The organism is Bdellovibrio sp., from assembly GCF_047637665.1.
Lineage (GTDB): Bacteria > Bdellovibrionota > Bdellovibrionia > Bdellovibrionales > Bdellovibrionaceae > Bdellovibrio.
This window is the reverse complement of sequence record NZ_JBLJBT010000016.1, coordinates 179,415-194,445: the sequence shown is the minus strand read 5'-3', so window position 1 is coordinate 194,445 and position 15,031 is coordinate 179,415. Positions and strand designations below refer to the sequence as shown.

At 42.0% G+C, this 15,031-nt stretch carries 14 protein-coding genes; 10 read left to right on the top strand and 4 right to left on the bottom strand.

Going from position 1 to position 15,031, the window contains the following annotated elements; translation table 11 throughout:
- Positions 1-146 precede the first annotated feature (146 nt).
- Together ACM64D_RS04845 and ACM64D_RS04840 are read right to left on the bottom strand one after the other, a co-directional pair.
- Positions 147-470 (bottom strand): antitoxin, encoded by a 324-nt coding sequence (locus ACM64D_RS04845; RefSeq protein WP_415062058.1) that lies wholly within the window; start codon positions 468-470, stop codon positions 147-149.
- Positions 467-706 carry a hypothetical protein gene (locus ACM64D_RS04840; protein ID WP_415062057.1) on the bottom strand — a complete coding sequence of 80 codons (240 nt, stop codon included), beginning with the start codon at positions 704-706 and terminating at the stop codon, positions 467-469. Before ACM64D_RS04840 ends, ACM64D_RS04845 begins: the two co-directional genes overlap by 4 nt.
- Positions 707-1,142: 436 nt before the next feature.
- Between ACM64D_RS04840 and ACM64D_RS04835 the strand changes: the two genes are divergently transcribed.
- Together ACM64D_RS04835 and ACM64D_RS04830 are read left to right on the top strand one after the other, a co-directional pair.
- Positions 1,143-2,288 (top strand): hypothetical protein, encoded by a 1,146-nt coding sequence (locus ACM64D_RS04835; protein WP_415062056.1) that lies wholly within the window; start codon positions 1,143-1,145, stop codon positions 2,286-2,288.
- Positions 2,289-2,365: 77 nt separating this feature from the next.
- Positions 2,366-3,430: a glycosyltransferase family 4 protein gene (locus ACM64D_RS04830; protein WP_415062055.1), complete on the top strand. Its 1,065-nt coding sequence runs from the start codon at positions 2,366-2,368 to the stop codon at positions 3,428-3,430.
- Here ACM64D_RS04830 and ACM64D_RS04825 read toward each other — a convergent pair.
- Both ACM64D_RS04825 and ACM64D_RS04820 read right to left on the bottom strand, forming a co-directional pair.
- Complete coding sequence (locus ACM64D_RS04825; protein WP_415062054.1) at positions 3,420-4,394, bottom strand: hypothetical protein; 975 nt, start codon at positions 4,392-4,394, stop codon at positions 3,420-3,422. The two genes, ACM64D_RS04830 and ACM64D_RS04825, sit on opposite strands and share 11 nt — an antisense overlap.
- Positions 4,395-4,396: 2 nt before the next feature.
- On the bottom strand, positions 4,397-5,533 hold the full coding sequence (locus ACM64D_RS04820) for an SDR family NAD(P)-dependent oxidoreductase (protein WP_415062053.1): 1,137 nt from the start codon (positions 5,531-5,533) through the stop codon (positions 4,397-4,399).
- A gap of 133 nt (positions 5,534-5,666) precedes the next feature.
- On the opposite strand from ACM64D_RS04820, the gene ACM64D_RS04815 reads away from it, so the two are divergent.
- From ACM64D_RS04815 to ACM64D_RS04780, 8 genes are all read left to right on the top strand, one after another.
- Positions 5,667-6,716 (top strand): acyltransferase family protein, encoded by a 1,050-nt coding sequence (locus tag ACM64D_RS04815; protein ID WP_415062052.1) that lies wholly within the window; start codon positions 5,667-5,669, stop codon positions 6,714-6,716.
- 233 nt (positions 6,717-6,949) lie between these two features.
- A complete protein-coding gene (locus ACM64D_RS04810; protein WP_415062051.1) occupies positions 6,950-7,942 on the top strand; it encodes a hypothetical protein in 993 nt (330 codons plus the stop codon).
- 216 nt (positions 7,943-8,158) lie between these two features.
- Entirely contained in the window at positions 8,159-8,899 is a 741-nt protein-coding gene (locus ACM64D_RS04805; RefSeq protein WP_415062050.1) for an ABC transporter permease, read from the top strand.
- An 8-nt stretch (positions 8,900-8,907) separates the two neighbouring features.
- Entirely contained in the window at positions 8,908-9,654 is a 747-nt protein-coding gene (locus ACM64D_RS04800) for an ABC transporter ATP-binding protein (RefSeq protein ID WP_415062049.1), read from the top strand.
- A 42-nt stretch (positions 9,655-9,696) separates the two neighbouring features.
- Entirely contained in the window at positions 9,697-10,341 is a 645-nt protein-coding gene (locus ACM64D_RS04795) for a class I SAM-dependent methyltransferase (protein WP_415062048.1), read from the top strand.
- 9 nt (positions 10,342-10,350) lie between these two features.
- Positions 10,351-11,565: a CDP-glycerol glycerophosphotransferase family protein gene (locus ACM64D_RS04790; RefSeq protein WP_415062047.1), complete on the top strand. Its 1,215-nt coding sequence runs from the start codon at positions 10,351-10,353 to the stop codon at positions 11,563-11,565.
- 18 nt (positions 11,566-11,583) lie between these two features.
- Entirely contained in the window at positions 11,584-13,533 is a 1,950-nt protein-coding gene (locus ACM64D_RS04785; protein WP_415062046.1) for an acyltransferase family protein, read from the top strand.
- Between the two features lie 203 nt (positions 13,534-13,736).
- On the top strand, positions 13,737-15,017 hold the full coding sequence (locus ACM64D_RS04780; protein WP_415062045.1) for a hypothetical protein: 1,281 nt from the start codon (positions 13,737-13,739) through the stop codon (positions 15,015-15,017).
- The last annotated feature ends 14 nt before the right edge of the window (positions 15,018-15,031 follow it).

Sequence of the window (15,031 nt, the reverse complement as noted above, 5' to 3'; positions counted from 1 at the left end):
TTAGAAAGGTGAATATGGTCATCTCAGCCTTGCTAAAATTACTTTGGCTTTTTGGCTTTGGATATAGTCTGTTGAAATAAAAGACAACCACGGCATTATGGATACCCCGTAATGCCGTGCAATTCAAATAGGTACGGCGTACCTCTTTATCCGACTTGTTTCTTTAATTTTAGACCTGGAATAACTTTGCGGATTTCTTCAACGTCGACCAACTGACCATTGATATACCCATGGATAATCGAACTAAGAAGCGTTTGATAGGGAATGCCCTTTTTCTCGGCGACACTCTTAAATCCGTCAAAATCTTCAAGCGTAAGCCTTGCTGTGAACTTGGCTTCCTTTTTGGCTTTTTCCGTGCGGATAACATCGTTGCGAGCCCGGACTTCTGCCATTTTCTCGCGTCCTACGCTCTTCCATCTTCCAAAATCCTTCTCTAACTCGCTCTTTGTGGGAAACTTGTTCTTTTTCACAATCCGTACTCCTTCTTTAACTTACGACTGAGAAACATCGTAATATAGCGCTCTGGATTTACTCCGGGAATGACCGCCCAAACATAATCCCGAAAATAGTATATCTCCACATATTGATCCGGATATTTCGGGTTCTCACGAACATCTAAAAGAACCCCTTCCGAAACAACCTCTTCAATAAGATAACCCCGGAGCTCTCGTATCCTCTTGCTTTTCAAAGAGTTGATCTTCTTCATGCATTATACTTTTTGTATGGCTATTAGCCATACAATATTAAAAACACGTTTTAATTAGGATTTGCGCATAGTTAACGCCGCAACAAGGGCTGAAATATTCTGTCTTCATGGATAGGAAACTCTGAGCAACGGATAAAACAAAAGCAATGACAGGGGGATTGCAAGCAATCAAAGAGACTGCGATTCAACTACGGTCTGCAATTCAAAAAGGTACGGCGTACCTTTTTGAATTAACGCGCTGTAGATCCAAAAAAGAAACAGGCACCTTTTAAGAAAATAGGGTAACTTTCTGCAAACGATTGATACTCTGGAGTAAACCTTGGCCCTTTTGAGATTTTGTGGAACAATATTTCTAGCAATACCTCTCGCAATTTCTCTATTCTTATATTCCTTTACATTTCCCATACACAGTATTGACAACAGTATACCCGCACTCATGACAATCAGCGCCGGAGCCATATTTCTCCTAGAGCTATTTAATCACCTTAGAAGCAAAGAAAGTAGAGCCACCCCCCTTGCTGAAGGGATTAACCTCGACATCTCCAAACAAACAGCACTGAGTAATACCTTTTATCTTTTTATTGGGGTGATTTTTCTCTTTACACTTATTGACCTCTACGTACACGGAATCATCATTTTAGGAGATAGAACTAGATATTCAATTTTCAACGAATATGAAGCACGCATAAGACATATCAGCATGCTAATATGGATTTTTGCCCCACTTAGCCTAATTAAGATTTTTCCCACATGGACTCGAATTGGAATGTTTTTTTGGTCAATTATATTTCCAGTCCTTGTTTTGGACAGAAATCGTCTTCTAATGGCACTTTTTTCGGTCGCAATTGTCTTTTTCATTCTGAACTGGACGCGCGTTACGCCAAAGGCAAAGAAACTCATTGCCGCGTCTCTGGCTCTCTTATGTGTCGGAGTTTTTTCATTAGTAGGAGAGATCCGGAGTGGCTCCAACGGCATTGTTAGTACCTACACGGATTCACGAACCACTCAGATTACTCTTATGGGAGTTAAGGACGTTGCTGCCGCATGCAAAGTCCCTGAATATCTTCCCGTGAGCCAGCATGTTCGTGACCTCCCCCAGTCACTCCAATGGTTGATTCTTTATGCAGCTTCACCCATTTATAACTTAGCCATGCAGGACACCTGCGCGATTTCAGATCCTTCATTTCTCAAGGCTCAAGTTATTCCCCTTTGGAAGAGATTCAACTCCACAGGGGGCCCTCTCCTGGTTTCCCCAAGGCTTAACGTCGGAACGGAAGCAATGCCATTTTTTTTAGCATTTGGTGCTCTCGGCGTCTTAGTTTGCATCATAGCTGAATATCTTATCCTCAAACTCTCAGCTGAAGCCCTTTTGCGCCAGAAAAGTCTTTTTAGTCTCCTCCTCTTTTTAAGATTTTCATATTGTGCAGTGTTTTTTGGGTTTGCACCTCAGTTCTTCCTATGGACGACGCTTGGGTTCGTATTAGTCATTTTATCTGCAAAACGGATCTTTTCCTTTCTCCAAAGGAACCCTGACTTCTTAGAAACCCTACTCTCTTCATTTGACGCGCCCAAGAAATCCTAAAAAGGAGCTCGCTCACGAACGAAGGCATTGCGCCTTTTTATTTGCCTGATTACACCCAATGAAAATAGAATTCAGCAATGCTATTTAATACGTTTTGGCCTTTTATAGTCTCCTTACTGTTCTCTGCGTTCTCAATTCCCATTATAATTAAGGTTGCGGCCATCAAACATCTTATGGATGAGCCAGACTCAAACCGAAAAGTTCACTCTCAGAAGACCCCAACCCTAGGGGGGGTCGCTATTTTCGCAGGAACCATTTTCGCTTATTCAGCATTTAGCGACTACGTAAATGCGAGCGATATTAAATTCATGAACTCAGCCCTTATCTTGCTGTTCTTTGCGGGAATCAAAGACGATATATTGTTGCTATCACCCCTAAAAAAGCTTGGCGTTCAGCTTATCTGTGCACTCTTGATTACGGTTTTTGGCAGCCTACGAATCACCAGCCTATGGGGCATGTTAGGAATTACTGATATTTCCCCCCTCACCGGGATTGCCATAACTTTTTTGTTTGTCGTAGCACTTATAAACGCATTTAATCTTATCGATGGAGTCAATGGCCTCGCCGGCGGATTGGGGCTTATTTCTGCCCTATTTTTTGGTTCTTGGTTCGCCCTGACTGGCGCTGCCTCATTGAGCATTCTCGCATTTTCTTTAAGTGGCGCTCTTGTTGGATTTCTAATCTTCAATTTCAAACACGGGAAGATTTTCATGGGCGATACCGGCTCAATGATGATCGGTTTTATAATATCAATTCTAGTAATTAAGTTTATTGAAAACAACCGGCTTCCCGGAGTTGAAAACTCCAGTTTTTATATCAAAGCAGCTCCGGCTGTAGCACTTAGCGCAATACTCATTCCACTACTTGATATGACAAGAGTTTTCTTCAACCGCATCATTCACAAAAAGAGCCCCTTTGCCGCAGACAGAAATCATATTCATCACATCCTGCTAGATCTCTCTTTATCACACATTCACATAAGCCTGCTGCTTTACTTGTTCTCATTTGTCTTTATCGGAATAGGTCTTTACCTTAAAGAACTGCGATCTCTCAGTGCCATTTTGATTCTGGTGGGACTAGCTACCTTAGCTCTGATTTTTGCTATATCCCTGAAAAAGCACAAGACAAAACCTACGAAATAGAGAGAACTTTTCGAATCCAGTTGCGAAGCTCATAACTTTCCATCATCGCAACCTTATCAGTTGCAACTGGAGTCGTAAAAAACTCCTCTGGGATAACTGGGTTATTCCTATCCACGACTAGAATATTAGCAGGATCATAAAAAGGATAATCCACAATAGTGTCATTGGTCGTAATCAGCTTTTTGCCTACGGAGAGCCCTTCAATTGTTCTCATAGTTAGACCTGTTTGCTTTGGATGCTGAATATCCAAAACCGCTCTTGATCGAACAAAAACCTCCTCAACCTTTGCCTTATTTATGGAGATCAGACTTAGCTCCTCATCAGAGAATTTTCTGAAGCTAGTATCGAATATCTTTCGAAACCAATACAGAATTCGGCTAGGGAAATATACAAATACAAACATTGAGTCTGGTCTTTTTAGGCAATTCCGAACGCGGGAAATGACCTTGAGGCGATCACTGTGAATGCTCCCCACAAATGAAACAAGCCACTGTTCTTCCCCATTTGCAATCGAGGCCCCCTTATTCCTAGTGTAGAAAAGAGGCAACAGCCCGAATCCGTACTTTCTCGAATCGTGGGTATCGAACGAAAACACATCATCAACCGCCTGACTCAGAGAAAACCCACCGGGAACATTATTAATTCCATCCCAAAGATAGAGCGTTACTTTAGCGTCACAATGAAATTCCCTAATCCGGCGCAAAGTCTTAAGAGTGACACACTCCCCCTTAATAATTAAAACTCGATCAAAACGACCGGCCTTCTTTAGCTTGTCTTCGTAGAATGAGTTCAGAGAAGACTCAAAAAGAAATCGCGCCTTCCGAATACCAATTTTCTTTAGAGAACTCACCGGAGGTCTGTCTGGAACGAAAACGACCTCCCAGCCCAACTCCTCAAGCCCAGCTATTATAAGTTTGTGATAATTAAAGAACTCAGGTGCAATCAGGAGAATTCGTTTTTTCATATCTACTTAAGAAGCCCTCTGTCTTTTAATTCCTTCAACGACTTTTCGTAATCATCCTTCACGGACTCTTGCTTTAGCGCCCAGGTTAAAAACTTAACGACTCCCTCAGAAAACTCAACTTTGGGCTCAAATCCAAGAATCCTTTTTGCCTTAGAAAGGTCTGCCATATTGTGGCGAATATCCCCAACACGATAGGCCCCAGTAACACTTATTGTAGAACTCGCATTAAAGAAACCAACGATCTTCTCCACGACCATTTTCACACTGGTCGACTTCCCCGAACCGACATTAAATACTTCCTGAGATTTTAGATTCGAGAACACCGCCAACGAGAGAGATTCAACAACGTCATCAATATAAACAAAGTCCCGCGACTCCAATCCATCCTCAAATATGTTAATACTGTTGTTATTGCGAGCTCTCGTCGAAAAAATCGAAAGAATCCCTGTGTAGGGATTGGAAAGAGATTGCCCTGGGCCATAGACGTTTTGAAATCTCAAAGCAATTGCCGGGATCTGAGCTGCGCGAGCTCCCTTGATAACCAACTCTTCCTGGGTCAACTTGGTTATTCCATATATTGACTGGGGTTTTGCAGGAGAATCTTCTGTGGTCGGCACAGCCATCCCGGGCTCATGGCACTTGGGGCACAATGGATCAAACACTCCTTTTGCCATATCATGATCCAGCCTCATCTCAGGAAAGAAGTCGCCATGACTTACACAACTATACTTGCCTTCCCCATAGATCGCTCGACTGGAGGCAACCACAATTTTTTCGATCTTTCGAGGGCAGGAGAAAATCTCCTCCAACAAAATTGCAGTCCCTTGAATATTCACATCACAATAGTTAGAAATTGCGTACATTGACTGACCGGTACCAGTCTCAGCTGCCAGATGAACCACGACATCAGATTGGGCGACAAGCTTCCGAACCATATTTCGATCTCTGACATCTCCTTGAAAAAACTCACAAAACTCCTGAATCTTCGCAAAAGTCGCAGATGTCGACTTCGGATCCAAGCCATGAACCTGTTCAGTCAGTGAGTCCAAAACAAGCACTCGACAACCCTTATTATGAAGATGCTTCACCAACTCACTCCCAATAAAACCAGCACCACCAGTTACCAACACAGTCTTCATCGAAATCTCCACAAAGGCCTTCCTGCCTAATCATTGTAAAAGAGTGACTAAATAATACACCAACGCCCACAGTCAATGATTCCTAAAACATATAACGATGTGCATATATTAAACTGAACGCTATGAGGGGAAAATGTTTCTATCTGCAGTTAATACGTCGTCTCGAGAAAATAATCTAAATTTGGTTCGCCTCATTGCCGCTACCGCAGTCACATTTGGACATAGTTTTGCTATGCTGACCGGATATCACTATGAGTTTCTGCCAACCATCAACAGTTCAACTTTCGGATTCCTCGCAGTTGCTGTATTTTTCGGCCTCTCGGGGTTCTTGATCACCCAAAGTTTCTGCCGACAAAGCAACTGGAAGTCTTATCTTCTGGCTCGCTGCTTGAGAATCTTCCCGGGTCTTTGCTTCGCTAATCTTATAACGGTTATCCTTGTGAGCCAAATTGTGCGAAACCAGGGGTTCTCGATGTTCGCTGACGTAAACAACTGGGGTTATTTAATTGGGGGAACCTTTTTTAAATTTTATTTCTACAGCGATGCCTTCACTGGATTGCCCTATACCGGCCCCAATGGTTCTCTCTGGACGTTACCCATTGAATTTCATCTCTACTTTCTTGTTATGATAATGGGACTCCTCGGTTTCTTCAAACACCGCCTTCTCCTCGTGGGATTTACAGCGCTATCTATATTCATGGTCCTGCTCAAGGTTGATTTTGTTGTTAATGAGGTTTTTCCACACATTTTTGGGGCCGGCACCTATAGCTCGGCCACCCTAAGCCTTCCAATTTGTTTTGGCTCAGGAATGTTAGCCTATCTATACAGAGATAAATTCTATCTTAGCATCCCAGTAGCTTTCATGGTCCTCGCGTCACTATATCTGACTGAAAACTGGCTCATCCGAGCGCTGGCATACATTTATGCGGCCTATGTATTTGGTTATCATCCGAAGTTGTATATTAAAAATCTAAACTTCAAAAATGACATCTCTTATGGCGTGTACGTGCTATCGTGGCCGATTCAACAGTCTCTCATCTATACAAAAACGGTATCGAACCCCTACGCCCTATTTCTACTGAGCATGACCATTGTGGTACCTCTTGCGATATTCAGCTGGAAAATGATCGAGAAGCCCGCCTTAAGATTCAAAGACAAGTTTTCGAGAGGTAAAGCCACCTGATGCCTCTCAAATTTCTTTTCTCTGTCTTATTGCGATCGACCACGATCTTTTCCGCCTTCGGAATCTTCCTGCTATCATCTTATCTATACGGCCCGGAGGGACGAGGCATTTTCTCATTCTTAACGTCCTTTTACCTAACGCTGGCCCTCTTATTGTCTCTGGGGCTCGGAAGAACCACCTATCAATTTGTCTCCTTAAATCCTCATAAGGCTATTCTCTACTATAAAACAATTGTGCGTTATATCTTGAGTATCTCCGCCCTTATTCTTTTGCTTTTGATTGCCCTCACATTCAGCTCAAAAGAGCTTTTTGAAGACTACCACCCAATAGAGTTTTTACTCTTTTTTGGTGTTTTGCCGTTCTATACCTGGCAGAACATGTCCAACTTTCTCTACTCGGCGCAACAGATTACTCATGTGCATGACAAGGCCATCTTCATTTCGCGAACTCTTCAACTAATGGCGCTGTGCGTTTCGGGACTCTTCGGCGCTTCTCTCAAGACTTTTCTCTTCCTTTATAGCCTGACTAGCTTTGCCATTTTTTATGCAGAATATCTACTTCTACTCAAGTACTCGAACACTTCTCTGAACACGTCCGATTACGGCCTTTTTGATATCTTAAAAAGCATGCTACGGTCAGCAAAATGGCCTTTTCTAGATAGTCTTGCCTTGTCTGCTCCTCCGTTAGCCATCTTTATAGTTGGGCTTCAGACGTCTAGGGAGGAGCTTGGACACTATAGCTTCGCGCTCCAAATTCTGGCGACCTTTTATTTCCCCTTTACCGTCATGCAGATTAAGCTACAAGAAAAACTCACGGCCACATCGTGGAAAGGAGCAGATGAACTCATTAAAAAGAGCTTATTCTATGTGCTTCCAGCAAGCATATTCATAGCCATCACCGCCCCTCTAGTTTCTTACCTACTTCCTGTGGCAAGACTATCGAACTTTCAACCCTCTATGCCCATTATGAACTCACTTCTATTCACCATTCCTCTGGCTGGATTTTACGCTGTTTTTCAGGCTATTTGGATAGGACTCCACCGTTCAAAGCTCTCTTCAATGACTAATCTCCTTGCGGGAGCAATTAATATTGGAATAGTTCTTCTTTTCACAAAAGACTTGGGCGTATATGCCGGTGTAACCGGCACGTACCTCTCCTACAGCGTTGCCTTACTTGCACAACTCAGACCTCTTAAGCTGGCTTGGGCTCATTTCCGTTCTGAATAAACTCCCGTGGCGCTGCGTGCAAGCCCTACACTTCCTACTACACATTTAACATGATATGCTCGATTATCTAAATCCCGCTGTTCGCAGACGCTAGTCTGGAGTGGAAGAGAACATAGGCATCTGATCAAACTAAAGAAGGTGAACTCCCAAGTGGCACTTGCGAATCTATATAGTTGTATTAAAATAGATCTAAAGCACATCTACAAGTATCGCTACGTGATCTCCAGCTATGTTGAGACAAACCTTCGCCTACGATATCGACGCTCGTTCGTTGGTTTCCTGTGGACAATCATTGCCCCACTTCTGCAATACATGATTATTGCCTACGTCTTTAAGTATGCTTCACGCATTACGGATCATAACTACTTTGCATATTTTTTTACAGGGGCAGTTGTATTTAATGCCTTCTCTGTCACCCTTTTGCGGGCGCCCAACATCATGCTCGCCAATGAGATGTACATTAAAAAGATTTACCTACCAAAATCCATTTACGTGCTTAACACCTGTCTTTATGAGCTGACCAATTTTTTCTTTACAGGGATAACCCTATTCGCCCTTGGACTCCTGCTTGGAATAATCTCCCCTTCAGCAGCACTACTCACAGTTCCTTTGGCTATCATACTACTTTTCATTACATTGCTCGGAGCAAGTGCCATTCTCGCGATAGGTGGAGTCTATTTCCGTGACTTATCCTACATCATGCCGCCGATTATGCAGGCCTCATTTTTCCTGACTCCAATTATTTACCGCCTTGAGACTTTTCCAGAAAAAATACAAAAGCTAATTAATTTTAACCCATTCTATCACATTATCGAAACCATCCGTATTCCGATTACACAGGGAGTTCTGGCGCCAAACGAACACTATGCGGTCTCATTCTTCACATCTCTCGCGACCATTGGCGTAGGTTACTGGATGATCAAACACTTTGATAATCGTATCATCTTCAAACTCTAGGTCATTTTATGTATGAAATTGAATTAAATAATGTCGGTCTCAAATATGATCTCTATTATGATAAAACCACGAACCTTAAAGAGTTTTTAATTAATTTCTTAAAGAGAAAAAGGACCAATCTCCCGCTAAAAGAAAATAAATTGGCGGCCTTAAGTAATATTAATTTACATCTAAAAGAAGGCGACAGAGTCGGCATCATTGGACCAAATGGCGCAGGAAAGAGCACGCTTTTAAAAATTATTTCGGGCGTTTTACACCCCACTAGCGGCACCATAAACGTTAAGGGAAATATCCAGCCTCTTATCGAAGTAGGAGCTGGATTTAATCCTGAGTTTTCGGGAAGAGAGAATATATACCTTAATGGCTACATGTTAGGTTTTTCAAAAAAGCAAATTACCAGGAAAGAAAAAGAAATCATTGAATTCTCTGAATTAGGAGAGTTTATTGATGTGCCAATTAAGTATTATAGTTCTGGAATGTCTGTCCGGTTGGCCTTTGCCATTGCCACCAGCATTGAACCCGAAATCCTTGTCTTCGACGAAATGCTTTCCGCTGGCGATCTTCATTTTATGGAGAAAGCGAAAAAGCGAATGAATACATTGTTGGAGATGGCTAAGATTCTTGTCTTTGTTTCACACGATTTAAAGCTTGTTGAAAATCTATGCAAGGAAGTCATTGTCGTCAGCAAAGGGCAAATCGTTTTCCGGGGCAGACCAGACGAGGCAATCGAGTATTACAGAACAAGATTTTCGTAGACACCTATTCATTGCATTTAAATAGTGTATAAAAGGACAAATATGCCAAAAGATAGTCAATTTAAAAATCAAGCAGATGAAATAAAGTATTGGAATGAATTCTATAAGAATCATCACGAGAAGCAACTACAAGATCCTTCTGAATTTGCGAAATTCATTTCTGCGCAAAAATTACCTGTATCTCGTCTTATTGAAGTTGGATGTGGGAATGGCAGAGACACCATCTTTCTCTCAAAGTTATTTCAAACTGTAGTTGGGATTGACACCTCACCCGAAGCAATTGCCTATTGCAAACAAAGACACCAAGCACCCAATATTAACTTTATAAACTCAATATTCGCCCCCAATGTCGATGATATTCTAAATCTAACTCTGAACTCGCCGGTCTTGGTTTACGGACGCTTTCTACTCCATGCTTTAGATAGCCAGGAGGAAGCAGATTTACTTAAAAATGCCTCAACTATGCTCTCACATGGCTCCTACCTTGCATTCGAATACAGAACCACGTCGGATGAAAAAAACAAGAAGACCTTTGGAAATCATTTTCGCAGATATATTAAACATGATCAATTATGTGACAAACTCAAAGATTTAGGGTTTAAAATAATTTTCGAAAACGAAAGTGATAGCTTTGCCCAGTTTGCCGGAGAAAAATCAAACATCGGCAGATGTATTGCAAGAATATAGAAGGCCCATGTGATCTTTAATAGCCATTTTTCCAAGTTAAAAAGTTGGTATTCGGAACTTCACGAAAAGTACCTTGATGATTCGTACAAAAGACGATGCTCTATTGGATTAATTAAGTTTCATTTGATTAAGAAGCTCTTTGGCGTGAAGTACGCTTTTTTTGACCTCCACCCAATTCACTATGGCTTCAGTAAACCATACATCGATAACTTAACAACTGAAACAAATGTTATCTTGGTAGTAAGCTCCAAAAACCATCCAGCCTTGTCACAGAAGAATAGAAATCTCTTTGTGATTCTCATTGAGAATATTAATTGGTTTTTCCAGGCTGATTTAAGAATTAGGAATCTCCTTACAGCAGCCTCTCACATTCATGAATCGAGTAGACCCCTAGGCACCAACTTAATTCACATATACCACTCTATGGTCAGCATGCATGTCGTCTATGGAGATGACGCATTCGATTCCTACACTCATTTTTTCGCTTGCGGTCCTCACCACGTCAAAGAAATAGATGCGATTTGCAAACTAAGAAAACTAAAAAAACCCACCGTCTTTGAAGTTGGCTACCCCAAAATTGATGCGCTAGCAGAACAATATGACCAATATCTAAAAGATCGAGATTCCCGCGGTTCATTATCACAAGATGACTGTACAACTATCTCTTTCTCCCCATCCTGGCATGAGGACAACCTTCTCAAAGCTCATGCTGAAGAGATCGTTCGTACAATATTCTCGATAAAATACGTAAAAAAACTATTCATTCGGCCTCATCCACTAACATTTGACCATGATGAGAAAACCATGGACACGCTAAAAGCTTTGGCTCTCGAGTTTGATGGCTTAACTATTGAGGACTCGCGAACATCCAATCAGTCCTTTTTTGAATCTGACTTTTTGATATCGGACTGGTCAGGTGTTGCTTTTGAATATGCCTTTGCAACGGAGCGCCCCGTTCTATTTATTGACTCTCCGCGAAAAATCAACACTAAATGCTGGAAAGAGTACCCCCTACCCTCCATCGAGGACGAGGCACGAAGTATCGTCGGCACAGTGATTCCCAATCATCTTGCAATAGAGGAAGGAATCGAAGCGCTGAAGGCTCCAGGGAAAGACTTTTGGCGAAAGAAGATCGCAGTAGCACGACTTAATTACTTATTTAACTTCAAAAACAGCGCAAAAGTTGGGGCGCAAATCTTGCTGACCGACCAGGAATTCCGATGATTTCAAAGGTTACCAGACATGAAATACAGAAGCGATATTGACGGACTGCGTGCCATCGCGATCCTTATGGTATTGGGCTTTCATGCTTTCCCAGGGCATTTCGCCGGAGGCTTCGCAGGAGTCGACGTTTTTTTTGTTATATCTGGTTTTTTAATATCCACGATAATTCTTAAGGGAATTGAATGTGAAACTTTTAAGATTGATGAGTTCATCTCCCGCAGAATTCTACGCATATTTCCATCGCTCCTTCTGATGCTAGTTGTTGCCTATTCCGTTGGATTCTTTGTTCTCTTCAATCAAGAGAGAGCACTTCTTGGGAAGCATATTGCCTCGGGCGCCAGTTTTATTTCGAATATAATTTTATACTTCGAAAGTGGATACTTTGATCATAGTGCCGAATATAAACCTCTACTTCATCTCTGGTCGCTCGGAGTTGAGGAACAGTTCTATATTATATGGCCCACACTGCTTTGGGTTGGATGGAAACTAAGACTGAATCTTCTTAAAATCACCCTGATTATTTTCACAATCTCATTCGCTTTAGGTGTTCTCAACGTACGGATCGATCCCAGTGGCACGTTTTTCCTTCCGCAATATCGTTTTTGGGAGATCCTGACCGGCGGATCTTTAGCCTTCTTCCTAGGCAGACTCCCTCAAGAGTCAATATTTTTCCGTTCTCAGGTCCTAAAAGAGGCGCTTTCGACTCTTGCCCTTTCTTTAATTATCTCGTCACTATGGATAATTAATAAATACAATCACTTCCCCGGGTTCTGGGCCCTGTTGCCAGTCTCCGGAACGGCCATTTTGATTCTTTTTGGAGAAAACTCCTGGGTAAGTAGACGTATTCTATCGAATAAATTTTTGGTAGCGATCGGCTTAATTAGTTTTCCACTTTATCTCTGGCATTGGCCCATACTTTCATTTATGCATATAATCGAGGGGACCACGCCAAGTCGCGAAGCAAGAGTCATTGCGTTGGTACTTTCCTTTGCACTTGCCGGTTTAACCTATCGTTACATTGAGAATCCAATACGACAAAGAAAGGTCTTTGGTAGATTCACCATTCCAGCCCTTGTATTCGGCATGCTTATAGTTGGTGGACTCGGCGCCTTTAGCTATTCCAAGAAGGGGAATGACTTTAGACATGAAGATCTTGAACACCATAAGATTTACTCGCAGTTTTCAGGACCATTATGGCGATTCAGTTCCAATGCAATATGTAACACCATGTATCCCTATTCCCCCTCTGCCCATTATCGCTGGTGGTTTTGCATTGCAAACAAGGAAAAGGACCCAACTCTGATCCTCTTGGGCAACAGTTACGCCAACCAACTATTTCCAGGTATAGTGGATAATACTAAGTTGAATCATCACAGCGTTCTTTCAATCGGCGCCTGCAACCTCATATTGCGCCCCACTGAAAACGACCACAACAAGGTTCAGGACGACCCCTGCTCAGGAGATAGAGCCCAGAAGGAGCAGGACTTTATCAACTCTATCTTACTACGCTCAAAGACTACAAAATTCGCAATTTTATCCGGAATACCCCCAAACCTTACCGAAGAAGACGTTGAGATATTAAGGAAACGAATCAATTTTTTGGAGAGCTTAGGAATTCGAGCCATTATATTTACCCCCCTCGTCGATCTTGGCTACTCCATTCAAAGCTGTTTTAAACGTCCATTGAAAGTAGCTACAAATCGTTGTGATATCGAAAAACAAAAAATAGATACTCTGAGCAATGGATTTATGAAGTCACTCGAGAAAATGCTTAAAAAAAATCCTAAGGTGCTCGTCTTCGATCAAAATCAGATTTTCTGTCAAGACGAAATGTGCTCTGCTGTTCGCGATGGCAACCCATTGTTTAGGGACAACTATGGTCACCTTTCCGAATACGGAAGCTATAGGGTGGGGAAAGCATTTGAGCTTTGGGCAACATCCAATCTGCCGGAAGTTTTTGAACAATAACGACTCGCACATGACAACCTTCAGCAAGATAGCTAAGCTAAATTATAGCTCCACTTCACTGGGAAAATCCCTTGACTGGTAAGCCCACTATGGAATGATACCGACAATCAAACAAAAGAAAAATCCCCATAGGTTAAGGAATGAAGTTTAAAACAAATAACCTCTTAGCTATATACTTGTTATACTTTATAATATTGCTGCCAATGGCACTATTTGTTCATGACATAAATGAACAACCGAATGCCTTCACTACAACCTTGAGTCAAATTCCTACAGCGGTCGGAATACATGATCCTGGCTCCTTTGCCACCGCAGCCCTTGATATTTATGAAAATGGCTGGATCAGCCCGAACAATGCGTGGATTTTAAATCTATGGCCTCCGGGATTTATCTTGTTAGAGGTCTCCATTGTTAAGATATTCGGCATTAATACTCCCATTATTTTAATCCTACAGATCATAGCCTCTCTTCTCTTCTCATGGGTGTTAGCACTCCTTTACAAGTTCTTCTCTGTACAAACCAAGAGTTATGTCGCTTTTGGCGTCCCTCTTCTAATTTTCGCGTTTCCAGTCTCCAGAGTATTTTTGCTGCAACCAATCGGTCTCGTACTTGGCGAGAGTTTTTCAATTGGCTTTTTTCTACTTACCTTGCTCTACTCGATAAAGTCCGTCGAAAAGAAATCTGTTTGGTATTCAGTATGGGCTGGGGTTTTCTTAGCCCTATCCGCTTACTTCAGATCTCAATTTGAACTCATACTAATGGGAATTACTGGTTGGGCCTTACTGATGGGCCTGTACTTATACATCAAAAAAACTTCACAAACCCTTCGTACAGCAGGCAAATCGATAATGATTTCAATCGTTGTTGCACACACAGCAACTATCCCTTGGCGCCTCTATCACTGGAAATACCAAGGAAGTCCACTTTGGACTCAGACGTCTGGTGTAACATTTGAAAACTCCGTACTCTCGCCGGAAGAACTAGAAAAGAAGTCCGGAAGCCTCGTCGTCACCGGAGGTGGGAATCTGGTTTGCAGAATTAACCCTACCGTCTGTAATGATAGAGAAAACGCTCGCCACTTATTTTTTAAAACTTTTTTTGAGAATCCGAGCAAATGGTATGCAATTAAGCTCAGTCTTATAGGTAAATTTTGGTATACCTCTGTAGGTGGCTTCTGGAAGACCCCAAACGAAGTGCCCTCTATGTCTGATCTTTTTATAAATAGTTCATTTCTAAGTATGCTCTTGGCTTTGCCTGCTATGCTAGTCACGAGACGAGTTCGATCTCATCCCTCTTGGCTTCCACTCACTTTACTTACGATTGCGTTGTTTTCTACCTATATTCTAATATTTACCGTTCAGCAGTTCGAATCTCGTTACTTTTTCTTTCCTAAAATTGTCATCACATTTATATTCCTAATCACAGCATCGATCTTCTTGCGGCCAAAAGACGTAGCTCAAGAACTACCCACAACCTCAAACTAAAGGCACGAAATCAA

Coding starts and splice junctions, on each gene's coding strand:
- ACM64D_RS04840 (WP_415062057.1), bottom strand. CDS start 706: ATGAAGAAGATCAACTCTTTGAAAAGCAAGAGGATACGAGAGCTCCGG.
- ACM64D_RS04835 (WP_415062056.1), top strand. CDS start 1,143: ATGACAATCAGCGCCGGAGCCATATTTCTCCTAGAGCTATTTAATCAC.
- ACM64D_RS04830 (WP_415062055.1), top strand. CDS start 2,366: ATGCTATTTAATACGTTTTGGCCTTTTATAGTCTCCTTACTGTTCTCT.
- ACM64D_RS04825 (WP_415062054.1), bottom strand. CDS start 4,394: ATGAAAAAACGAATTCTCCTGATTGCACCTGAGTTCTTTAATTATCAC.
- ACM64D_RS04820 (WP_415062053.1), bottom strand. CDS start 5,533: ATGAAGACTGTGTTGGTAACTGGTGGTGCTGGTTTTATTGGGAGTGAG.
- ACM64D_RS04815 (WP_415062052.1), top strand. CDS start 5,667: ATGTTTCTATCTGCAGTTAATACGTCGTCTCGAGAAAATAATCTAAAT.
- ACM64D_RS04800 (WP_415062049.1), top strand. CDS start 8,908: ATGTATGAAATTGAATTAAATAATGTCGGTCTCAAATATGATCTCTAT.
- ACM64D_RS04795 (WP_415062048.1), top strand. CDS start 9,697: ATGCCAAAAGATAGTCAATTTAAAAATCAAGCAGATGAAATAAAGTAT.
- ACM64D_RS04785 (WP_415062046.1), top strand. CDS start 11,584: ATGAAATACAGAAGCGATATTGACGGACTGCGTGCCATCGCGATCCTT.
- ACM64D_RS04780 (WP_415062045.1), top strand. CDS start 13,737: ATGGCACTATTTGTTCATGACATAAATGAACAACCGAATGCCTTCACT.